Source organism: Schaalia vaccimaxillae DSM 15804 (assembly GCF_000420425.1).
Lineage (GTDB): Bacteria > Actinomycetota > Actinomycetes > Actinomycetales > Actinomycetaceae > Pauljensenia > Pauljensenia vaccimaxillae.
In genome coordinates this window covers 128,452-148,088 of record NZ_ATUX01000008.1, presented here as the reverse complement: position 1 = coordinate 148,088, position 19,637 = coordinate 128,452, and the positions used below count along the sequence as shown (strand labels likewise).

Below are 19,637 nucleotides of genomic sequence, written 5' to 3'. Positions count from 1 at the left end.
AGCGGACGAGGACGAGCGTGGGGTGCTGGCTGGCAACGAAGTTGGGCGGCCGTGCGCATGGGGAACGAGGCCGCGCTGTCGCACGGGGCAACGAGGCCGGCCCCGCACGCAGATCAGGCGTCTGTGGCCCTAGCCTTCGCAGCCGCCGCGAACCCAAGCTCCAGGTCGGCGAGGATGTCCTTGATGTTTTCAATACCAATTGACAGGCGCACGGTGCCCGGTTCGATATTGATGTGGCGCAACTCGTCCTCGGTGAGCTGAGAGTGCGTGGTCGACGCAGGGTGAATCACCAGGGACTTTGCGTCGCCGATATTGGCCACGGTTGGCAGTAGCTCCAGGCCGTTGGCGAAGGCGCGTCCGGCATCGTACCCGCCTTTGATGACGAAGGACAGGAGGCCGCCAGCGCCGCGCGGCGCGTACTTGAGCTGGAGTGCGTGGTGGGGCGAGGACTCCAGTCCCGCATAGTTCACGGATTCAACTTGCGGGTGAGCTTCGAGGTGCTGGGCGACGGCCAGGGCGTTGTCGACGTGGCGCTCGACGCGCAGGGACAGCGTCTCAATTCCCTGTTCAATGAGGAAAGCATTAAATGGCGACGTGACGGCGCCCAAGTCGCGGTTGACCAGAGTCTGTACGCGCAGTAAGAAAGCCAGGTTGGCTCCCAGGGCCCCGTCCTTGCCGAAGGTCTCGCCAAAGACGATGCCGTGGTAGGAGGCTTCCGGTTCATTGAATTGGGGGAAGCGTTGCGGCTGAGTCGTGTAGTCGAAGTTTCCTGAATCTACGATCACGCCGGCGATAGAGGTTCCGTGTCCGCCCAGGTATTTTGTGGCCGAGTGGACGACGATGTCCGCTCCCCACTCGATGGGCCGAATGAGGTACGGCGTTGCCACCGTGTTGTCAATGATCAGCGGAACACCAACCTCGTGGGCGGCTACGGCGATGGTTTCAATATCGAAAATATCGCCCTGCGGGTTCGGGATGGATTCGCCAAAATACGCGACGGTCTTGTCGTCGGTCAGGTCCTTCCACTGTCGAGCGTTGAGCGGATCGTCGACGAAACGGGCTTCAATTCCCAGTCGTGACAGGGTGTTGCGCAAGAGGGTGACGGAGCCGCCATAAAGGGAGGGCGAGGCGACGATGTTGTTGCCTGCCGAACCCAGGGCGAGAATGGTCAGGGCTGCTGCGGACTGACCCGACGAGACGAGCAGGCCGCCGACCCCATTTTCGAGGGCCGCGACGCGAGCGCCGACCGCGTCGGTCGTCGGGTTGGTCAGGCGCGTGTAAATCGGGCCGAGCTCGTTGAGAGCAAAGCGGGCGGCAGCCTGTTCAGCATTTTCGAAGGCGTAGGAAGAGGTCTGGTAGATCGGCAGCGACGTGGCGCCGGTTTGAGGATCTTGATCCCAGGCGGAGTGGATCTGCTTGGTTTCAAAAGACCAGTTGGCTTCGTTGGTGTAAGTCATGGGGTGCTCCTTGGACATTAGGGGGAAGGTCTGGGAGCGGGTGAACGCCCTGGTGGACAAGGGTCCTGGCAAATATGTCGATGTGTGGCCGGTGGCGTCTCCCGCGGGGATGGGTGCTGGGGCGCGACTACGCGGCAGGGCTGACGCGTAGTCAGCTTGGCATTCGACGGAACATGACTCCGAGATTAGAGGCAGGCGAAGTTGGCTGCTAGTTGTCCCACAGTCCGGACTTTTGTGAAAGAGGAACGAGGGCGAGGTCGATCCGGCCTTTTGTGAAAGAAGGGTGAGGTTGGTCCGAACTTTTACGAAAGAACAACGAGGGCGAGGCTGATCGCGACCGCGTAAGGTGTGACCCCCGCTGAAGGCTATGACTTTCTAAGCCTTGAGGCTCGCTCGGGCCTGTGGCGGGAGATTGGCGAAAACCACGCTTCATGGTGCATATGTTGCGGTTGTGACTAATTTGAAAGTTGTGATGTTTGTGAATAACTGTGAATCTTGTTGCGTGTGATGCTTAGGATGTTCTACCCTCAACACGATGCGTACCCTCGCTGGTGCGCTGCAGAAATAATCCCGACGACAGGTGAATCAGTGACCACGACTCCAACGCGATGGACCCGGCTGCGCACCCGCATGGCCGCAGTTGTCATCATCGCCACAGCAGCACTGACCCTTCCTCAGCTCGCCCAAGCAGCTCCTTCAGAAGATGAGATTGCCCGGGCTCAAGCTGCCGAGGAAGCAGCCAAGCTCTCCGTCGCCGAGATTGAAGTAAGGCTTGCAGCAGTCACAGCCAACGCTCGTAAAGCGGTTGAAGACGCGCAGATCGCTGCCGAAGAACTCAACGCAGCCAACATCGCCCTAGGCGAAGCCACCGCCACCGCGGACAAGGCGCAAAAGGACGCAGACAAAGCACGCGCCGAATTCGAACAGGGCAAGAGGGAAATCGCCCAAGTAGCTCAGACCGCCTACCGCGAAGGCGCGTCCTCGCTGGATTCGCTGGCTCCCTACCTCGATGCAGATGGCCTGCGCACAGTCGAAACTAAACAGACCACCATCAACAACTTCTCCGCAGCCGCGGACACCAAGATGCAAAAGGTGGCCGCCCTCGAACAAGTCGCTGATGTCATGCAAGGCGCCGCTGACTCCGCACTCGCTGAGCAAGAGAAGGCAACCGCGGAAGTTGCTGAGCGCACCAATGCCGCACAAGCTGCAGCCGACCAGGCCGTCCAGCTGCAGGCAAGCACCGAGATTCAGCGCCAGGCTTATATTGAAGAGCTCGCGCAAAAGCAAAACACCACAGTTGAACTGATCCAGCAGCGCGAAGCAGCCCTTGCTGCCCAACGTGCAGCAGCCGAAGAAGCAGCAGCTAAAGCTGCCGCGGAAGAAGCTGCACGTCAAGCTCAAGCCGAAGCTGCCGCCGCAGCTCAGCGTGCTCAAGAAGAGGCTCAACGACGTGCTGCAGCAGCCGAGGCAGCCGCAGCCCAGCAAGCGGCAAACGCAGCTGCCCAACAGGCAGCCGCACGACGCGCTGCCGACCAGGCCGCCGCAGCGCAGGCCGCAGCCGCTGCAGCGCAGGCCGCAGCTTCGAACAATGCGCCTAGCTCGTCAGGTGGCGCAGGAACCGCCATCGCAGCAGCTAAGTCCTACCTGGGTGTTCCCTACGTGTGGGGCGGCGAATCCTACGGCGGCGTCGACTGTTCTGGTCTGACCATGCTTGCCTGGCGTCAAGCTGGTGTTTCCTTGCCTCACTACTCCAAGTCCCAGTACAACTATGGGACTAAGGTTTCGCTGAGCAATATCCAGCCCGGTGACTTGATCTTCTGGTCCTCGAACGGATCGCAGTCTGGTATCTACCACGTTGCTATCGCGCTTGGCAACGGGCAGATGATTGAGGCTCCGACTTTCGGGATGACAGTGCGAATCACGTCGATCTACGGCTGGGGAAGTCTCATGCCTTACGGCGTGCGTCTCTGACACGCGTTGCACAGAATCCGGACCACATCTCGCCCGCTCACCGATATCGCTTTGCGAATCGGTTCGAAACCCACCGTTCTGTGTTGAAACCCACTAATACGTCGACGCCGGTTCGTGCACGAACCGGCGTCGACGTATAACAGTGGATCTGGGTGAAAGCGGCGGGTGTTGGCACTTATTGGGTGCGAACCACCTGTCGGGTCAGTGCTCGCCGCGAGCCTGGGCTTCCTTCAAACGCTGATAGGAACGCTGAATCTCTTCCTCAGCGGCTTGACGTCCCACCCAGTGCGAACCCTCAACCGACTTGCCGGGCTCCAAGTCCTTGTAGATCTCGAAGAAGTGCTGAATTTCCAGGCGATGGAACTCGGAAACATCATCAATCTCGGTGCGCCATGAAGCCCTCTGATCCGAGGCGGGAACGCACAAAACCTTGTCGTCGCCACCCGCTTCGTCCTTCATGCGGAACATGCCCAGTGCGCGACAACGGATCACACAACCGGGGAAGGTCGGTTCCTCCAAAAGAACGAGGGCATCCAACGGATCGCCGTCCTCACCTAGGGTGTCGTCAATAAAGCCATAGTCATCTGGATAGCGGGTGGACGTGAACAGCATTCGGTCCAGGCGGATCCGTCCGGTCTTGTGGTCGATCTCGTACTTGTTTCGATTTCCCTTGGGAATCTCGATGGTGACGTCGAACTCCACGCTGTGCTCCTTGCATGTTTGCCGCGCGCTGCACGGGTGTCGGATCGATAGGTCTGCTCCTACGCCACTAGAGTTGTTGTGCAACGTGACATCCATGAAGGGACATCCATGCGGCGAAGGACTATGGCTGCGATTGTAGGCGCTTGTGCGGCCTGCCTCGCGCTAGGCGGGTATGTCGTGGCAGATGTTCAAGACCGCGTTCTGGGACTACTCACTACGTCCCCGCAGCTTCAAGCCGCCGGCCCGCCACAGATGACACCCCAATCTGGGCTTGCGCTTCCAACGATTACTGCTGTCGAGGGTACTCCCGTGGAGCCCCGATCCGTTCAAAACTTGTGGGCATCGGTTGAAAGTGCCGCTCAAGACGGCGAATGGAAATCATGGGGCATGGTCATTGACGCCTCCACCGGCGAAGTTCTGCTCGACGCGCAGGGCACCAGCGTTCACACTCCCGCCTCCATTACAAAGGTTGTTACAGCCTTCACCGCTCTTTCCCAACTCAATGGGTCGGACACACTGACCACTGGGACGAAACTCTCAGGAACCACCGTGTACCTGTGGAGTGAAGGAGACTTACTGCTTTCCGCCGGAACCGGCGACAAAGAACAGGTTTCAGGACATGCGGGACTGGCCGACTTGGCCGCCGACACGGCAGCGCAGCTGAGAGAACGTCAGATCGGCTCTGTGACGATCAACTGGCCCACCAACCCCTTCGCAGGCGACGCGCATCTTCCTGCCTGGACCGAGCAGGGCACAGCAAGATTCGAAGGCCAGGTGTCCGCGATGGCCATCGATGCTGGTCGAACAAGCCCGGGTGCATACTCTTTCTCGTCAACTCCTGCAGCCGATGCTGCCCAGGCGTTCGCTCAAGCACTTGCTGAACAAGGTATTGAAGTAACGATGGGCAGCCAAACGGATGCCCCCGAAGATGCAGAGCCCCTCGCCTCAGTGGAGTCGGCCACCGTCGCTCAACAAGTCAGGTGGATGCTCCACGAGTCTGACAACACCCTCGCCGACCAATATTGCAGGCTTGCGGCAGATGCCGCTCGAGTGGAAACCTCCTACGCTGGCGCGGTCTCAACCGTCAGAGCCACCCTCGAATCCGCAGGAATCCCCACGGACGGCATGTCTTTGGGGGACTGTTCCGGCCTGTCTGAAGACGATCGGTTGAGCCCCGAAACTCTGGTTCAAACGATCCGTGTTTCCATGACTGATCACAACAACGACGCGGATGAATTGATCCGTTCACTGCCGTGGGCAGGACTGCAAGGCTCGATGGCATCTCGCTTAGACGAGGGCGCTGGAGCCGCCAATGTTCAGGCGAAAACGGGTTCTTTGTCGATGGTTGCATCCTTATCGGGCGTCGTGTCTACGTCTTCGGGTCGCCTGCTGATTTTTGCGATTGGTAACGAAGATGTTCCCGATGACGCGGCTGCTTTGACCAGGCCCCACCTCGACAACTTTGTGGAAGGGCTGGCCAACCTATGATCGAACTTCCCGTCACAGCTACAGACATCGCGCGATTCGTCGCCGCGTGGACACCGCCAGGGCCTGACTGCGCGCCAACCGCGGCCTCGGGTATTGTCACGCGACTGCGCAAGGCCGTGGTCTGGGCCGATGAGCAGGCGCGCGAATTGTCTGCTCCCGTTGGAATGAGTGGCGCCATCGAGGAGGTCGCCCAACGCCCCACCCTCATTGTCGAACGCGGCGGAGCAATCGTGGCTTGTGGGCGAGTCTTCGACCAGGTGCTGGATGTGCGCACCCCCAGGTCTTTGGTCGCACAAGGCGTTGCGATGGGAACTTTGATCCGCCAGGCCACGGGCTTGTGGGATCCGATTCGGCGTCAGCGGCTACTCATTGCCCCCAATGTTCTTGCTGCAGCTGGCCGCTACGGCCTCGACCAGAAGGACTGGTGCAAGTGGGTGGCCCTGCGGACAGGACTGCGCGCATCCTTGTTTGTTCAGGCCCCTTTCCTCGTTGAACAGATCCGCAGGCTCACCGTTTCTCACAATGACGATGATCTCCTAGCACTCGTGTTGCTCATTGATGCGTTGCCGTTGGCTCAGATGCAGGCATTGACTCCCACCGATTTGGCGTCGATTAGGTGGCTGCGCAACCACCGTGCTGGCTCTGGTGGAGCATCCGTGTTCCGTGCTTTTGCGACCGCTGGCCTACCGGTTGCCCGGATGGACATTGTCCAGGCACAGGCGGAAGCTTTCGCCAGTTTTGTCGTTGACGAACAGGCTGTGGTGGATCTGCTAGCTCAGCCTGCGCATTTGCCCTCTGTCGCAGAGCTGGCTACGCCTGACGAGTGGCTGGCTCGTGTGCGCTAATGAGGGTCACGAGGGCGAAGCCCTTCCGGTTCGTGGGACTTTCAAGGGGCACGAGGACGACAGCCTCGACCCGCAGCTGAGCACTGCGAAGGCCACAGAATTGTCCACGGCCTCCCAACTGGTTGGCCCTAACCCCACTGGGGCACTCGGCCGCGTATCTCTGGCAGTGCGCGCCGCCCTCGAACCCCTGCGAGCCCAGCCGCCGAAAGTCGTGTTCGTTGGGTTGTCCGGGGGAGCTGACTCTTTGGCGCTGACCCTTGCGGCCGCCGATATTTGTAGCCGATGGGGTATCCGGTTAGAAACCATCACCGTCAACCACGGTCTAAGACCCGAGTCTTTCGATGAGGCTGTTCGCGCCAGTGAAACTGCGCAAGCCCTGGGAGTGGGCGGACAGGTGACCACAGTGGACGTGGCTGCAAACCCCGGGGGCGAAGGCCCAGAGGCCGCGGCCCGAACAGCACGCCTCGACGCCCTGCGGACCTACGCACGCTTTGAGGGAGGCGCAGACCAGGCTCCAGTCCTGCTTGGCCACACCATGGATGATCAGGCTGAAACCGTTTTGCTACGCCTAGCCCGCGGGTCGGGCGCAGGTTCGCTGCGCGCTATTGATGCAGACACCGTTGATGACTTCGGGGTGCGATGGATCAGACCGCTACTGAGGGTACGCCGCGAAGACACCCGTGAGGCGTGCCGCCAAGCAGGACTGACCTGGGTGGATGATCCCACCAACCAACCCGACGGCCCATGGAGGGCAGCAGACGGGTCAGCCCTGCGGCGTGCGGCGGTGCGCGCCTATGCCCTCCCGGCGCTAGCGCAAGCCTTGGGCGTAGACCCGGTGCCCGCCCTCGTACGAACAGCCCAGCTTGCCCAAGCTGACGACGAAGCCCTCAATCAGTGGGCATGCACAGCGTGGAAGGACAGCGTCATCATCCACCGCAAAACTGGCCCCGCACCGGCGATAGCCGAATCAGTCGAAGCCAGTGTCGAGGCGCTCGCGGCACTGCCCGAAGCCGTGGCCACGCGCGTGTTGCATCGTATGGCTATTGAGGCTGGAGCCCGACCCGGCGACCTTTCTGCCGGACATATCAATGCGATGTTTCGCCTGGTCAACAAGTGGCATGGACAAGGACGTGTTGCCCTTCCCGGAGCTGTGGCAAACCGTGCGGGCCGAGGTCGCGGTCAAGCCAAAATTGAGGTGAGAAAGATTCGCTGACAGTGAGATTGTCGGTCTGCGTCGCAGTTGGACGTGCGCATGTGGCACGCTAGGACAGTTAATACCCTCGCGTGCGGGGAACTGAAGGAAGAGAAGAGGGGCGCGTGGACGCGACTGACATGGGAGAAGACCTCAAAGAGGTTCTTGTTTCCGCCGAAGACCTGGATCGTCGGCTCGAAGAGATCGCCGCTGAAATTGACCGCGACTACGCGGGCAAAGAAATCCTGCTTGTTGGTGTTTTACGCGGAGCCGTCATGGTCATGGCAGACCTATCGCGCAAACTCCACACCCCCCTCCAGATGGACTGGATGGCCGTGTCATCCTACGGTTCGGGCACCCAATCCACGGGCGTCGTCAAAATCCTCAAAGACCTTGACCAAGATGTGTCGGGCCGTGACGTGCTCATTGTCGAAGACATTATTGACTCGGGACTGACACTGTCCTGGCTGCGTTCCAACCTCCTGAGCAGGGGAGCTGCTTCGGTTGAAATCGCGACCGCCCTGCGCAAACCCAAATCCGTCAAGATTGAAGTTCCCGTCAAATATGTGGGCTTTGAGATCCCGGACGAGTTTGTCGTCGGCTACGGCCTGGACTACGACGAAAAATACCGCCACCTGCCGTTCATTGGCACCCTCGCGCCCCACGTTTACGCCAACTGAGGCCGGGCAAATATAGCTCTGAAAGAGTCGGAAGAAGGACATTCGTGACTGAGAACGTCAAGAAGCGCCGAGTCAATTGGGCGTGGGTTGTCATCCCGCTCCTCGTCCTCATGGTGGGCGGCTGGTTCCTGTGGCAAACCTTCCAGCCACGCGCCGTTGACACTTCGGAGGGCCTGGAGATTCTCAAGGGAGACACGGTTGAACGGGTTGTCCTCAACGAAGGCACTCAGCAGGTCAACCTGACCCTCAATAAGTCCTACACGCACAAGTCCACAGGGGTTGGCGATTCGACTCGCGAGCTTGGTAAGTCCGTGTACTTCACGTACTCCTACGCTCAGACCGAAGACATCCTCAGTAGCGTCGAGAAGGTTGATCCGAAGAAGGGCTGGAACGCTATCCGCCCGCAGGCTTCGTTCCTGTCGACGATCTTCCAAATGTTCTTCCCCCTGCTGCTACTGCTGGTGGCCTTCTGGTTCATTATGGGCCGCGTCGGTGGCGGCAGAATGATGGGAGGATTTGGCCAATCCAAAGCCAAAGAGTTCAACCAGGAACGCCCGGATGTCACTTTTGCTGACGTTGCTGGCGAGGACGAGGCCGTCGAAGAGCTCGAAGAAATCCGCGAGTTTTTGGCGGCGCCGGAAAAGTTCCACAAGGTTGGTGCGCGCATCCCTCGAGGCGTCCTGCTGTATGGCCCTCCTGGAACGGGTAAGACGCTGTTGGCTAAGGCTGTTGCCGGTGAAGCCCACGCCCCGTTCTTCTCCATTTCCGGTTCGGAGTTCATGGAGCTGTACGTAGGCGTTGGTGCCTCGCGTGTGCGTGACCTTTTTGAGCGAGCCAAAAAGAATTCACCTGCCATCATCTTTGTCGACGAGATTGACGCCGTGGGTCGCCACCGCGGTTCGGGTATTGGCGGCGGCAATGATGAACGCGAACAGACCCTCAACCAGCTCCTCGTCGAGATGGACGGCTTCGATGATCGCGCCAACGTCATTTTGATTGCCGCGACGAACCGACCCGACATCCTCGATCCCGCGTTGCTGCGTCCCGGGCGCTTCGACCGACAGATCGCCGTGGAAGCTCCCGACTTGAAGGGGCGCGAAGCGATCCTCAAGGTTCATGCCTCAGGCAAACCAATGACTCAGGATGTGGACCTGCGCCAGATTGCTAAGCGCACCCCCGGTTTCACGGGTGCAGACTTGGCGAATGTGCTCAACGAGGCTGCGCTGCTGACGGCCCGCTCGAATGCTGACCTGATTGATAATCGCGCGGTGGATGAGGCCATTGACCGCGTGATCGCTGGTCCGCAGAAGCGCACGCGCGTCATGAACGACCACGACAAGGCAGTCACCGCTTACCACGAGGCTGGCCACGCTTTAGCGGCCGCCGCCCTGCGCTACACCGACCCGGTGACGAAGGTGACGATCCTTCCGCGAGGACGCGCCCTGGGCTACACGATGGTGATGCCCGTGGAGGACCGCTACTCCAAGACACGTAACCAGCTACTGGACGACCTCGTCTACGCGATGGGCGGACGCGTCGCCGAAGAACTGGTGTTCCGCGATCCGTCGACCGGTCCGGCCAATGATATTCAACAGGCCACCAAGACGGCCCGCGCCATGGTCACCGACTACGGCATGTCTGACCGCATTGGCATGGTCAAGCTGGGGACGACTGACACCGAAGCCTTTGGTCACGGATCAGGCCAGCCCCAGGGTGGTGGCGTGTCTGGCGAGACGGCCGCCATCATTGATGCGGAGGTCCGCAAGCTCCTTGACGATGCGATGCGTGAAGCCTGGGAGATCCTCTCGCGCAACCGACACATCCTTGACACCTTGGCTTCCCGCCTCCTTGAGGAAGAAACCCTGGACGAAGCTCAACTTGCGGAAATTTTTGCTGACATCCACAAGCAGGATGAGCGGCCCGTTTGGAACTACGCGTCCGACGCAGCTGTCCCCGGCACCGTCATGGGAAACCCTGTAGGCACATCGAATGAGCCCCCCACGGCTCCGCCCGCAGACCTAGGTGAGGATGCTGTCCAAGCTCCCTCGGAGGACAACTCATGAACTATGACGCTCAAGGAGTTGAGAAAGCGTCACGCGACCTGCTCATCGCCATTGGTGAGGATCCGGATCGCGAAGGTCTGTCCGGTACCCCCGATCGTATGGCCCGCGCCTGGAAAGAACTCCTATCAGGGTTGGATGAGGACCCGCGTGAGTACCTGCGCACCCAATTCCATGCTGGCACCGACGAGCTGGTCCTGGTTCGAGATATTCAATTCCATTCGGTGTGCGAACACCACCTGCTGCCCTTCTACGGGCGCGCGCACGTGGGCTACATTCCCCGCGGCGGTGTGGTGACTGGATTGTCGAAGCTTGCTCGAGTCGTTGAAGGATATGCGCGGCGCCCCCAGGTTCAAGAGCGTTTAACCGCCCAGATCGCTGATGCCATTGACGAGGTCCTCAATCCTCAGGGTGTCACCGTTGTCCTCGAAGCTGAGCACATGTGCATGTCGATGCGCGGGGTCAGCAAGCCAGGATCGTCCACCGTGACGTCTGCTCTTCGCGGCATCATGAATGACGGCACCACTCGCGCCGAAATGATGGCTCTGGTGCTGGGAGGACGTCGCTGACGTGATGATCCCTCAGCCGCTCATGCCCTCAGGTTTGACTCTGCCCGAATTGCTAGGTTCAGCGCTTCGGGATCGTCAGGGCCGCCCTCGTACAGCGGTTATGGGAATCCTTAACGTCACGCCCGACTCCTTTTCTGACGGAGGACGCTGGTCAACCACCGACGCCGCTGTTGCCCACGCAATGGACATGGCGGGCCAGGGAGCTGCGATCATCGACATTGGCGGAGAATCCACGCGCCCCGGTTCAACGCGGATCGACGAGGACGAGGAATGGCGTCGCATTGGTCCTGTTATTGATGCTCTGGTTGCCAAGGGGATTGTTGTTTCGGTCGATACCTTGCATGCGGCGACGGCTCGGCGCGCGGGCGAATCTGGCGCGTCGATCATTAACGATGTATCCGGTGGCATGTGGGATGAAGGAATGAACGAGGCCGTGGCCGAGTCCGGCTGCGCATACGTCATCCAGCATTATCGGGCCTTACCTGGAATGCCTGGTGAATCTTTCGACTACGGCGACGATGTGGTGGGCACCCTTCTGGAACGCATGAGGGTCCAGGTTGATGCGGCACTGGAAGCTGGGGTGAAGCGCGAGTCAATCATTATTGACCCGGGCTTAGGTTTTTCGTTGAACCCAACCCAGTGCTGGACGATTGTTGAGCAGATGGATCGTTTGAACTCCTTGGGCTTCCCAGTGCTTATCGGAGCGTCGCGCAAGCGTTTCATTGCTGAGACCGGCGAAGATAGAGACCTTGTCACTGCGAGGATTTCTGCGCAGTGTGCGAGCCAGGGAATGTGGGCCGTGAGGGTTCACAATGTGGCAGGTAATGCGCGTGCAATTGTGGACACAATGGAACAGGGTGGTGAGGACTGAGCGTGGGCAAACGGCTTGATGTCATCACGCTGCGCGGTTTAACGGCGGACGGCGTGCACGGGGTTCTACGCGAAGAACAGACTTCGAAGCAGCCTTTCTGCGTTGACGTGTCCATGTGGCTGGATGCCTCGCTTGCAGCGGCCACCGACGACATTAATGACACCGTGTCCTACGCGCAGGTTGCTGACGAGGTTGTTGAGATTCTGACGGGCCGTTCTGTCCGGCTTATTGAGACTCTGGCTCACACCATTGCTGATCGCTTGATGGAGCATCGCCACACCGTGGGCGTGGAGGTCACGGTTCATAAACCGAAAGCGCCGATCAGCCAGGTGTTTGCTGACGTTTCTGTGACTGTGCGACGAGGCGTTATCGGCGATCAGCCTCGTGTCGAGGACGAGGCCCTCTGCCTATCTCACAAGAGCGCGGCGACTGAAGACATCTTTGACGTGCCAGCCAGAATTGGCGAAAGCGAGTCTGCATCCACCGAGGGGGACAACCCCCATGCGCCTCAATCTTTAGTGCCTGACACCGAATCCAAGCCGGTGGAAGATCCGCAGCCTGAAGAACGCTGCGCGGTCCTCGCCCTTGGGGGCAATGTTGGTGATGTGCCATCGACTTTGATGCAGGCAGTGTCACTACTGATTGAAACTTCGGGCATCAGAGTTGATGAGGTCTCGCCGCTGCTGCGCACCCGACCGGTGCTTGCGGCTGGCCAAGATGCTCAAGATGACTACTGGAATAGCGTTGTCCTCATTCGCACGACGCTGAGCCCCGAGGAACTTCTGGGGTTGACCAGCCAGATTGAACACTCCCTTGGCCGCGTCCGCGACGAACGCTGGGGTCCGCGCACCATCGACATTGACATCATTCAAATTGAGGGCGTGGTCAGTGACGAGCCGTCGCTGACATTGCCTCATCCTCGTGTTCGCCAACGTGCCTTCGTCCTGGCTCCCTGGATGATGGCAGATCCTGATGCTGTCCTTGAAGGCAAAGGCAAGGTTGGCGATCTGCTGCAGTTGACTCCTGACCGTGACGGAATCATCGATGCGGTTGCCGATTGGTTAGAAGACCCTGAAACAGTGGTCGCTGAATCGGATGAATATCTGGCCAGCCAGCAACACGAGGCCGACGCGGATGCCTGCGTTGAAGATTCTTCTACTGAAGAACTGGCCGCTGATGAGGCTGATGTTGCCGAAGCTGATACGGCCGCGCAAACTCTCTCGTCTCAGCCTGTTAGCGGTCCGAGCCGCCTCGACCTCGTGCCAGAAGCCTCTAAGACTGGGCTTGCGCCCGTTGACGATGGCTCGGATATTGTCTGGCGCAAACTCTGGAGCAAGTGGGCGGCAACACCTGCGGTGTCTGATTCGCAGACCGAACCAGTCGGCGACACTGAAAAGCCGGAGCTCGAGCCTTCCGATGGGGTAGATAAGACGCACGCGGTCACTGATAACGACGCCCAATCCTTCAGCACTGATAACGACGTCGAAATGTCGATCCCCCAGGACCTCGCTCCCAATTCCCCTGGGAATCAGGACTCCCACGGGGACCTGGATTCTCTTGAGACCGAGGCTTCCCCTGAAGGTGAGAACTCGGATGAAGCCCAGGCGGCGCCTCGTCCTCGCTGGTTGCCACTGAACATCGACACCACGCAAAGCCAAGCAGCTTTGGCAACTGCAGGTGAAACAACACCGGCGCCCGTGCATCGAGCAGATATTCCCGAACGCCTACTCACCGCCCCGCAATGGGAATCCATTACCGGCTCTGGCACCCACGGAACCAAACATAATCCTGCCGCTTCCACGCCGAATCGATCCGAGGGTCGCAGTCAGCGGTCGCCTCGCTTACCGCAGTGGAACTTCTCGAGGTCCTCGGTCCGAATTGTTGACGAGGTCGCTCCCAGCTCGTCGGCTACGTCGCTGATACCTGCGGCACCGTCCGATGTTTCGGTTGAGCACGGCAAGAATGACACTCACGAATCACTGACTCCGCGCCGCTCCATTCTGGATCCTCAGCTGCCCGAAGGCACTCCCATCGGGCCGCTGAACGACGACGAAATCACCTCGACCGGAATCCTGCGTAAAGCAGTCATTCGTCCGACCACCACCGGTCAGCTGCCTATTACAAAGAATTCAGATTCAACGCCATGAAGCCGATCTCGCTGCTTGGCTTGGCCGGAATCGGAGTCGCGACAGGAGCGATCTCGGCGGTAGTGACTTTCATGATGATCACTGTCGGCGGGTCGCCTGTCATCATTACGCCGTTCCTCGCAGTTCTCATGCTGTGTATCGCTGGAACGCTGTGGTGGGCAGGGCTTCATGTGCGCCGTTTCCGCTCCGATAAGGACACGTGGATGACAGCCCTTGCCGCGGCCCGCGTTGCTGCTGCGGCTCGGGCCTCCTGTGCAGTGGGAGCTCTGATGTGTGGGGGGCTTCTTGGCATCGCTGTGGCTTGTCTAATGCGCATGGATGCCGCAGCGATGCTGCAAAACGCTTTAGCTGCAGGTTTAGCGGCCGTGGCAGCGGGTGTGCTGACCTCGGTGGGTGTGGTCGTGGAACGTTGGTGCACTCTCGAACCCGACGACGATCAAGACGCCGGCGGTCAGACCCCTACGGCCTCGCCGGCTTAAAGGGCGTGCGCATGAGTCAGTGGCCGCACTTAGACTGAACCTGCTGCATGCAGCGTGCCCTCTTTTACCACTTTTACCCTGGACGGTAGTTTCTAAGAATGCCCACCAAGAAGTCCGCTCCTCGACGCCCGCAGAAGAACCTTTGGCCCCGACGCATCATTACCGGCACGGGTCTTGTGCTGATCATCGCGTTGATCGTGTGGCTGATCTGGTCCATCGTTGCCGCCCTTTTTGGTTCCAACGCCGACGAGGCCGCGCCCTCGTCGGCAGGGGAGTTTGGCACGCAGTCGGCTGTAGTCAGTCCTCAGTCTGGCCCGCGCCAGGACTCGTCCGGATATGAACTTGAGAGCAGTGAGGAATTGACGCGAGACGGCATTCTTGACGATGCGACCGGCCAGGTGCGCCAACCCGAATGTCTTCAAGCGGACCTGTCTTATTCGTCGAGTGCGATTAATGGCTTGGTTGGTAGCGAACAGAGTTTTAACGTGACGGTTCATAACAGTGGCAAGACAGCCTGTTTGACCACGTTAGAAAGTCTGAATCTGAGCGTTCGTACCGGCGATCAACTGGTCTATGACTCGGCTCAGTGCACCGATCAACTTGCGTGGAAGTCCAAGAAATTGCTTTTGAGCCCAGGGCGTGAATGGTCGGGTTCGATCGCGTGGGACGGCAAAGTCTATGAGGACGGATGCTCCACGCCCGACGGTGGAGCTCCCAACGCAGAGGCTGGAACCTACCGGGGGCAACTGGTGGTTAAGTCGGTGATGACAGGCGAGGAAATGGTCTTCGTCATCGATGAGCCAGCCCCTGAGGAATAGCCAGGCGCTGGGCGTTCTAGTTAGCGGCTCACCACCCGACGATGCCGTTGGCTGCCATCTGTTCCTGGTGCTTGAGATTCTCGAAGATCAGCTTGGCGCGATACGGCCCGATGCCCTCGATTGCTTGAAGCTCATCCACGGTTGCATTGCGCAGCTCCGTTAACGACGCCCAATGTGCGGAGACCTCTTTAATGACGCTCCACGGCAAATGGGGGACTAGTGAGAGAGCTCGGAAGCCGCGCGGCTGGATGTCACGGTCCAGGTCAGCGACTTCGAATACGTTAAGTCCCATGACGTTGGCGATCGCTGACAAGTCAACAATCTTTTCTCCCGACAATTCTGATAGCTGCAACTCCGCCTTAGCGACATCAGCTGTTTGTTGCACGTAGTCACGCAACACCAAGGCTCTTTCGGACGCGGACCCGCGGATGAGGTCATCGACTTGCAGAGCTAGGAGGCGTCCCTCGGAACCGAGTTCTTCCAAGTAACCGTTGATTTCTGAAGTGATGCGGCGAATCATTTCCATACGCTGCATCACGGTGGCGACGTCACGTACGGTTGCTGAATCGCGAATTTCCAACACAGTGAGAGTCTGCAAAACTTCATCAAGGCGTTGGCTGTAACGATCCAGGGTATCCACAGCCAAGTTGGCGCGAGACAGCAGGGCCTCGGGTTCTTCGACGAGGCGGTGGTGAGTTCCCACGTAGACCGAAATCATCCGCATGGAGGCAGATAGGGACAGGACCGGCAGGTGAGTCTGCCGGGCTGTGCGTTGGGCCGTGCGATGACGCATTCCCGATTCGTCCGTGGGAATGGTGGGGTCGGGCAAAAGTTGGACATTGGCTTTACGAATTCGCCAATTTTCAATGTCGAGGACGACGGCACCGTCCATTTTGCACAGTTCACGCAGACGAGACGCTGTGAAAGGAACGTCCAGGTCGAAGCCGCCTGAGCACAGCTCCTCAACTTCGGGGGTGTATCCCAGCACAATGAGCGCACCCGTGTGAGAACGTTGAATACGTTCAAGCCCCTCACGCAGCGCCGTTCCGGGGGCTACGGCCTGGAGGGCTTCGCGCAGTGTCGCCTCATCGGTGGTCATCGTTGGTCTCTCTCCTGAAAAAACCCGCTGAACAATTTCGAGTTTACGGCAGAGCGACGCGCATCGCTGTGTCCAGGTTCGAGACGGTGAACACGTTAATACCGTCCACGCCTTTTAATTCTTCGGAACCTTGAGCAGGAACGATCGCATGAGTGAAACCCAAGCGAGCAGCTTCCATCAGACGTCGCTGAATTCCAGTGCAAGCACGAACCTCGCCGGTTAAACCAATCTCTCCCATTGCCACCATTGATGAGCGAGGTGCCCGCCCTTTCAAAGCCGACAGGATCGAAATAGCCATCGCCAGGTCTACGGCAGGCTCCGAGGTTTTGGCACCCCCAACGGTGGACACATACACGTCTAAATCAGAACAATCCGCGCCCAAACGTGCCTGTAAAACTGCCAGCAACATGGAGACTCGCGAATGATCGACACCCGACGTGGTGCGGCGAGCAGACCCGCCTCCCGAAGGGGCGACAAGTGCCTGAATTTCGGTGGGCATGGGGCGACGCCCCTCCAAAGAAACAGTCACGCAGGACCCCGGAACATCCTTAGAAGTCTGGGAAAGGAACAGTCCAGATGGGTCGGCTAAGCCTCGAATGCCCGAATCCATCAGTTCAAAACACCCCACCTCATCTGTGGGACCGTAACGATTCTTCACTGCCCGCAGCAGCCGCAGACGGGCGTGGCGCTCGCCCTCGAACTGACAGACAGCATCAACCAGGTGCTCTAAAACGCGCGGACCAGCAATCCCACCGTCCTTGGTGACATGACCAACCAAGAGGACCGGCAAGTTGCGCTCCTTGGCAATGCGGATGAGGCCTGCTGCCACGGCGCGCACCTGGGCGACACCGCCAGCCCCGCCCTCGACTTGAGCCGACTGGACGGTCTGCACCGAATCAACAATCAACAACGAGGGCGAGGCGGTCTCCACATGCCCCAAGATCGTGCCTAAGTCATTGTCATCAGCCAACAGTAGGTTGTCATCAACCGCACCAATACGTTCAGCGCGAGACTTCACCTGAGACGAGGACTCTTCGCCGGTGACGTATAGGACCGGACCGCCAAGGTCTGACTCGCGTGCCTGACGGGCTGCCCGGGCAGCCACGTCCAAAAGCAGCGTCGACTTGCCCACCCCGGGCTCACCAGCCAATAGGACTACTGCGCCCGGCACAATGCCGCCACCGAGAACCCTGTCAAGTTCGCCGACACCCGTTGGTCTGGACTGAGCCTGGCCAGCATCCACTTGCGCAATAGGGACAGCGGCCTGGCGCGGCTGGACGGCTGTTGGCATCCCATGGGATGAAGACGACGATCCGCCCTCGTCCATTGATCCCCATGCCTGGCATTCGCGGCACTGCCCCACCCACTTGGGATTAGTCCAGCCGCATTCAGTGCACCGATAAACCGTCTTATCCTTCGCCATGACTTAACCGTATCGGTGCCCACCCGCATCTGCGTACGCCGGGCGCTAAAACCCGGTCACCAAGTGCCAGGATCAACTAAAGAATCAATCTGAGTACCTACAGCGCGATATTCCACAGCGCGCGGAGGCATCGACATGGGATCAACGCTGGGATCTTTCGGAGCATTGCGGTAGCGGTACCTTAGACCGTCCTCGCCAATGATGTACGGGAACAGAGAGGGCTTATCGAATAGGGAAGCGCGAGTATGTGCCTGCACGAGGCGCCCCATCGCAGCAGGCATTTCAACCCGAGTTCCGCTGCGTTCTGCATTGATTACACGACCGTGACCAGGAAACATGATGTCAGCCGCCCGAGGGTCCGGAGCAACTGCGCTGATGACACCGGTTGTAGGATCGACATCCACCGGAAAGACAGCGCCCGCTCGATCTACCAAAAAATCCCTGACCCAGTTGGGAGTCCTGGCAACATTCGGTTTGATGTCCGCAACAGGGAAAGGAAGAGGGGAAAGGCTTGGACCTGTGAGTTTTTGATCGACCCGCACGTGGTCAAGTTCGTTCAGTGTCGTTTCTGCATGAAAGCCGCCAATTTCATCACCAGACCATTCGTCAGGATTGATCTTCGGTGTCCAGCCGTCAGTCGAAACAACACCCACCAGCCATTCACCCGAAGAACTCGGACGCATCGACTGGACCGTTACGTCAACATCATTGAAAACAGCCTGCGTCGTCATGAAAAGGTTGTTGAGTCGACTTCTGTCGACCAGTACCCACGCGCCTTCGGGACACACTCCAGACTGCTCCGCTTGATTAGCTAGCCGCAACCTTAAGACTCTGCGGTCTGACGCCACTACCATTGAACGACGGGCATCGAGATCCTGAACAGGTACCCATCCTTTGACGTCAACGAAGTGATGGTGCCATGCAATGCCATCCGCTTCATCCTTTGCGTTGAACATCTGATGAAACGAGGACAAGGTGGCGAGCTCGGTGACAAAAGGACTTTTGATTCTCAGCCACGACCAGTCTCCTGCCTCTGTGATCTCTAGTCGAGCGAGTTGAGTTCGTGAACCATCGGGATGGAGTTGGGCAATCGTTGCTCCAGGCAGCAAGTGGAGCGGCTTATGGGATCGGTACCACGAGGTGAAAGACGTTGTTGATGTGGGGTTTGCGTTCCTGGTTTTGACAAAGACTTCACGAGGAAGAGTGACAAGATCAGAGTCATCGTCAACATCAAACTGCAGAATCAACATTGACCCATCGGGATTGCTTAAGTCAACGTCAACACCAGAAGCATCCTTCCACAGGCCAGCTACCTGTCTACGTAAGGACGCAGGATTCGGGGTTGGGCCTAAATGGTCAGCCCGTAAGAAGACTCCTTGAACATGATGAGGAAGGAAGCCGGAAATCGTTCGTCCTACTAAATAAGCTGAAGCTCGTGTAGCCGTCAGAATCTGAACGAACCGTGGTGGAGCGATCGGCATGCCAAAGTGGGGTTCTTCGGGCAGAACTCGGCCTGCCAGACGTTGAAGCCGATCCAGCAATGTCATTGACTGGGATCCCCTTGTTTAAGAAGGTTTTGAGCATGCTGAGAATTCTTCCTGGACTCTAAATACAGCCCGACGGCAAATACCAGGATTGGTGGGGCCAGCACCAGTAGGAAGAACGTTCTGTACACGGTGCGCGAAGCGAGCGTTGGAGACATATTCGCTAGGAAGACAAGCCCGAGGACAATCCCGAGAACCAGAGCGAGAAAAGTCAGCAGACCAAGCCAAGGAAATTTCTTCTTCTTGGTAGTGGGTTGGTGGTTTTGCGAGGGAGGAAGCGAAGAATCCATTC

At 58.9% G+C, this 19,637-nt stretch carries 17 protein-coding genes; 11 read left to right on the top strand and 6 right to left on the bottom strand.

Annotated features, from left to right (window positions below):
- Positions 1–113: 113 nt before the first annotated feature.
- The gene (locus G439_RS0107580; protein ID WP_022868583.1) at positions 114–1,457 is read right to left on the bottom strand and encodes an O-acetylhomoserine aminocarboxypropyltransferase/cysteine synthase family protein; all 1,344 of its coding nucleotides are present in this window, start codon (positions 1,455–1,457) and stop codon (positions 114–116) included.
- Between the two features lie 630 nt (positions 1,458–2,087).
- On the opposite strand from G439_RS0107580, the gene G439_RS0107575 reads away from it, so the two are divergent.
- Positions 2,088–3,428, top strand: coding sequence for a C40 family peptidase (locus tag G439_RS0107575; RefSeq protein WP_026459509.1), 1,341 nt, complete (start codon positions 2,088–2,090; stop codon positions 3,426–3,428).
- A gap of 201 nt (positions 3,429–3,629) precedes the next feature.
- Here G439_RS0107575 and G439_RS0107570 read toward each other — a convergent pair whose 3' ends face one another.
- The gene (locus G439_RS0107570) at positions 3,630–4,130 is read right to left on the bottom strand and encodes an inorganic diphosphatase (RefSeq protein ID WP_022868581.1); all 501 of its coding nucleotides are present in this window, start codon (positions 4,128–4,130) and stop codon (positions 3,630–3,632) included.
- A 123-nt stretch (positions 4,131–4,253) separates the two neighbouring features.
- Here G439_RS0107570 and dacB point away from each other — a divergent pair, with 123 nt between their 5' ends.
- The 10 genes from dacB to G439_RS11540 all read left to right on the top strand — a co-directional run bounded on the left by dacB (position 4,254) and on the right by G439_RS11540 (position 15,279).
- The gene (dacB, locus tag G439_RS0107565) at positions 4,254–5,618 is read left to right on the top strand and encodes a D-alanyl-D-alanine carboxypeptidase/D-alanyl-D-alanine endopeptidase (RefSeq protein ID WP_022868580.1); all 1,365 of its coding nucleotides are present in this window, start codon (positions 4,254–4,256) and stop codon (positions 5,616–5,618) included.
- Entirely contained in the window at positions 5,615–6,463 is an 849-nt protein-coding gene (locus G439_RS0107560) for a hypothetical protein (RefSeq protein WP_022868579.1), read from the top strand. The genes dacB and G439_RS0107560 overlap by 4 nt, the downstream gene beginning before the upstream one ends.
- Positions 6,453–7,676, top strand: a complete 1,224-nt coding sequence (tilS, locus tag G439_RS0107555) for a tRNA lysidine(34) synthetase TilS (protein ID WP_022868578.1) — start codon at positions 6,453–6,455, stop codon at positions 7,674–7,676. Before G439_RS0107560 ends, tilS begins: the two co-directional genes overlap by 11 nt.
- A gap of 104 nt (positions 7,677–7,780) precedes the next feature.
- Complete coding sequence (gene hpt / locus G439_RS0107550) at positions 7,781–8,335, top strand: hypoxanthine phosphoribosyltransferase (protein WP_022868577.1); 555 nt, start codon at positions 7,781–7,783, stop codon at positions 8,333–8,335.
- A 110-nt stretch (positions 8,336–8,445) separates the two neighbouring features.
- A complete protein-coding gene (gene ftsH, locus G439_RS0107545) occupies positions 8,446–10,398 on the top strand; it encodes an ATP-dependent zinc metalloprotease FtsH (RefSeq protein ID WP_424133832.1) in 1,953 nt (650 codons plus the stop codon).
- Positions 10,395–10,964, top strand: coding sequence for a GTP cyclohydrolase I FolE (folE, locus tag G439_RS0107540; protein ID WP_022868575.1), 570 nt, complete (start codon positions 10,395–10,397; stop codon positions 10,962–10,964). Before ftsH ends, folE begins: the two co-directional genes overlap by 4 nt.
- Before the next feature lie 4 nt (positions 10,965–10,968).
- Positions 10,969–11,835 carry a dihydropteroate synthase gene (gene folP, locus G439_RS0107535; protein ID WP_022868574.1) on the top strand — a complete coding sequence of 289 codons (867 nt, stop codon included), beginning with the start codon at positions 10,969–10,971 and terminating at the stop codon, positions 11,833–11,835.
- A gap of 2 nt (positions 11,836–11,837) precedes the next feature.
- A complete protein-coding gene (gene folK, locus G439_RS12210; protein WP_022868573.1) occupies positions 11,838–13,982 on the top strand; it encodes a 2-amino-4-hydroxy-6-hydroxymethyldihydropteridine diphosphokinase in 2,145 nt (714 codons plus the stop codon).
- A complete protein-coding gene (locus G439_RS0107525) occupies positions 13,979–14,461 on the top strand; it encodes a DUF3180 family protein (protein WP_022868572.1) in 483 nt (160 codons plus the stop codon). Before folK ends, G439_RS0107525 begins: the two co-directional genes overlap by 4 nt.
- 98 nt (positions 14,462–14,559) lie before the next feature.
- Positions 14,560–15,279, top strand: coding sequence for a hypothetical protein (locus G439_RS11540; RefSeq protein ID WP_022868571.1), 720 nt, complete (start codon positions 14,560–14,562; stop codon positions 15,277–15,279).
- A 28-nt stretch (positions 15,280–15,307) separates the two neighbouring features.
- Here the strand turns inward: G439_RS11540 and disA are convergent, their stop codons facing one another.
- From disA to G439_RS0107500, 4 genes are read right to left on the bottom strand one after another with little or no spacing between them, the layout of a single operon-like run.
- Positions 15,308–16,378 carry a DNA integrity scanning diadenylate cyclase DisA gene (disA, locus tag G439_RS0107515; protein WP_022868570.1) on the bottom strand — a complete coding sequence of 357 codons (1,071 nt, stop codon included), beginning with the start codon at positions 16,376–16,378 and terminating at the stop codon, positions 15,308–15,310.
- Positions 16,379–16,421: 43 nt separating this feature from the next.
- On the bottom strand, positions 16,422–17,801 hold the full coding sequence (radA, locus tag G439_RS0107510) for a DNA repair protein RadA (protein WP_022868569.1): 1,380 nt from the start codon (positions 17,799–17,801) through the stop codon (positions 16,422–16,424).
- Positions 17,802–17,857: 56 nt separating this feature from the next.
- Positions 17,858–19,348: a hypothetical protein gene (locus G439_RS0107505; RefSeq protein WP_022868568.1), complete on the bottom strand. Its 1,491-nt coding sequence runs from the start codon at positions 19,346–19,348 to the stop codon at positions 17,858–17,860.
- Complete coding sequence (locus tag G439_RS0107500) at positions 19,345–19,635, bottom strand: hypothetical protein (protein WP_022868567.1); 291 nt, start codon at positions 19,633–19,635, stop codon at positions 19,345–19,347. Before G439_RS0107500 ends, G439_RS0107505 begins: the two co-directional genes overlap by 4 nt.
- Positions 19,636–19,637: the final 2 nt, after the last annotated feature.

What these genes read in the sequence shown, in the direction of transcription:
- G439_RS0107525 (WP_022868572.1), top strand. Translation starts at nt 13,979, where the DNA reads ATGAAGCCGATCTCGCTGCTTGGCTTGGCCGGAATCGGAGTCGCGACA.
- ftsH (WP_424133832.1), top strand. Translation starts at nt 8,446, where the DNA reads ATGGTGGGCGGCTGGTTCCTGTGGCAAACCTTCCAGCCACGCGCCGTT.
- G439_RS0107500 (WP_022868567.1), bottom strand. Translation starts at nt 19,635, where the DNA reads ATGGATTCTTCGCTTCCTCCCTCGCAAAACCACCAACCCACTACCAAG.
- disA (WP_022868570.1), bottom strand. Translation starts at nt 16,378, where the DNA reads ATGACCACCGATGAGGCGACACTGCGCGAAGCCCTCCAGGCCGTAGCC.
- G439_RS0107575 (WP_026459509.1), top strand. Translation starts at nt 2,088, where the DNA reads ATGGCCGCAGTTGTCATCATCGCCACAGCAGCACTGACCCTTCCTCAG.
- G439_RS0107505 (WP_022868568.1), bottom strand. Translation starts at nt 19,348, where the DNA reads ATGACATTGCTGGATCGGCTTCAACGTCTGGCAGGCCGAGTTCTGCCC.
- G439_RS11540 (WP_022868571.1), top strand. Translation starts at nt 14,560, where the DNA reads ATGCCCACCAAGAAGTCCGCTCCTCGACGCCCGCAGAAGAACCTTTGG.
- G439_RS0107580 (WP_022868583.1), bottom strand. Translation starts at nt 1,457, where the DNA reads ATGACTTACACCAACGAAGCCAACTGGTCTTTTGAAACCAAGCAGATC.
- radA (WP_022868569.1), bottom strand. Translation starts at nt 17,801, where the DNA reads ATGGCGAAGGATAAGACGGTTTATCGGTGCACTGAATGCGGCTGGACT.
- G439_RS0107560 (WP_022868579.1), top strand. Translation starts at nt 5,615, where the DNA reads ATGATCGAACTTCCCGTCACAGCTACAGACATCGCGCGATTCGTCGCC.
- folE (WP_022868575.1), top strand. Translation starts at nt 10,395, where the DNA reads ATGAACTATGACGCTCAAGGAGTTGAGAAAGCGTCACGCGACCTGCTC.
- folP (WP_022868574.1), top strand. Translation starts at nt 10,969, where the DNA reads ATGATCCCTCAGCCGCTCATGCCCTCAGGTTTGACTCTGCCCGAATTG.
- dacB (WP_022868580.1), top strand. Translation starts at nt 4,254, where the DNA reads ATGGCTGCGATTGTAGGCGCTTGTGCGGCCTGCCTCGCGCTAGGCGGG.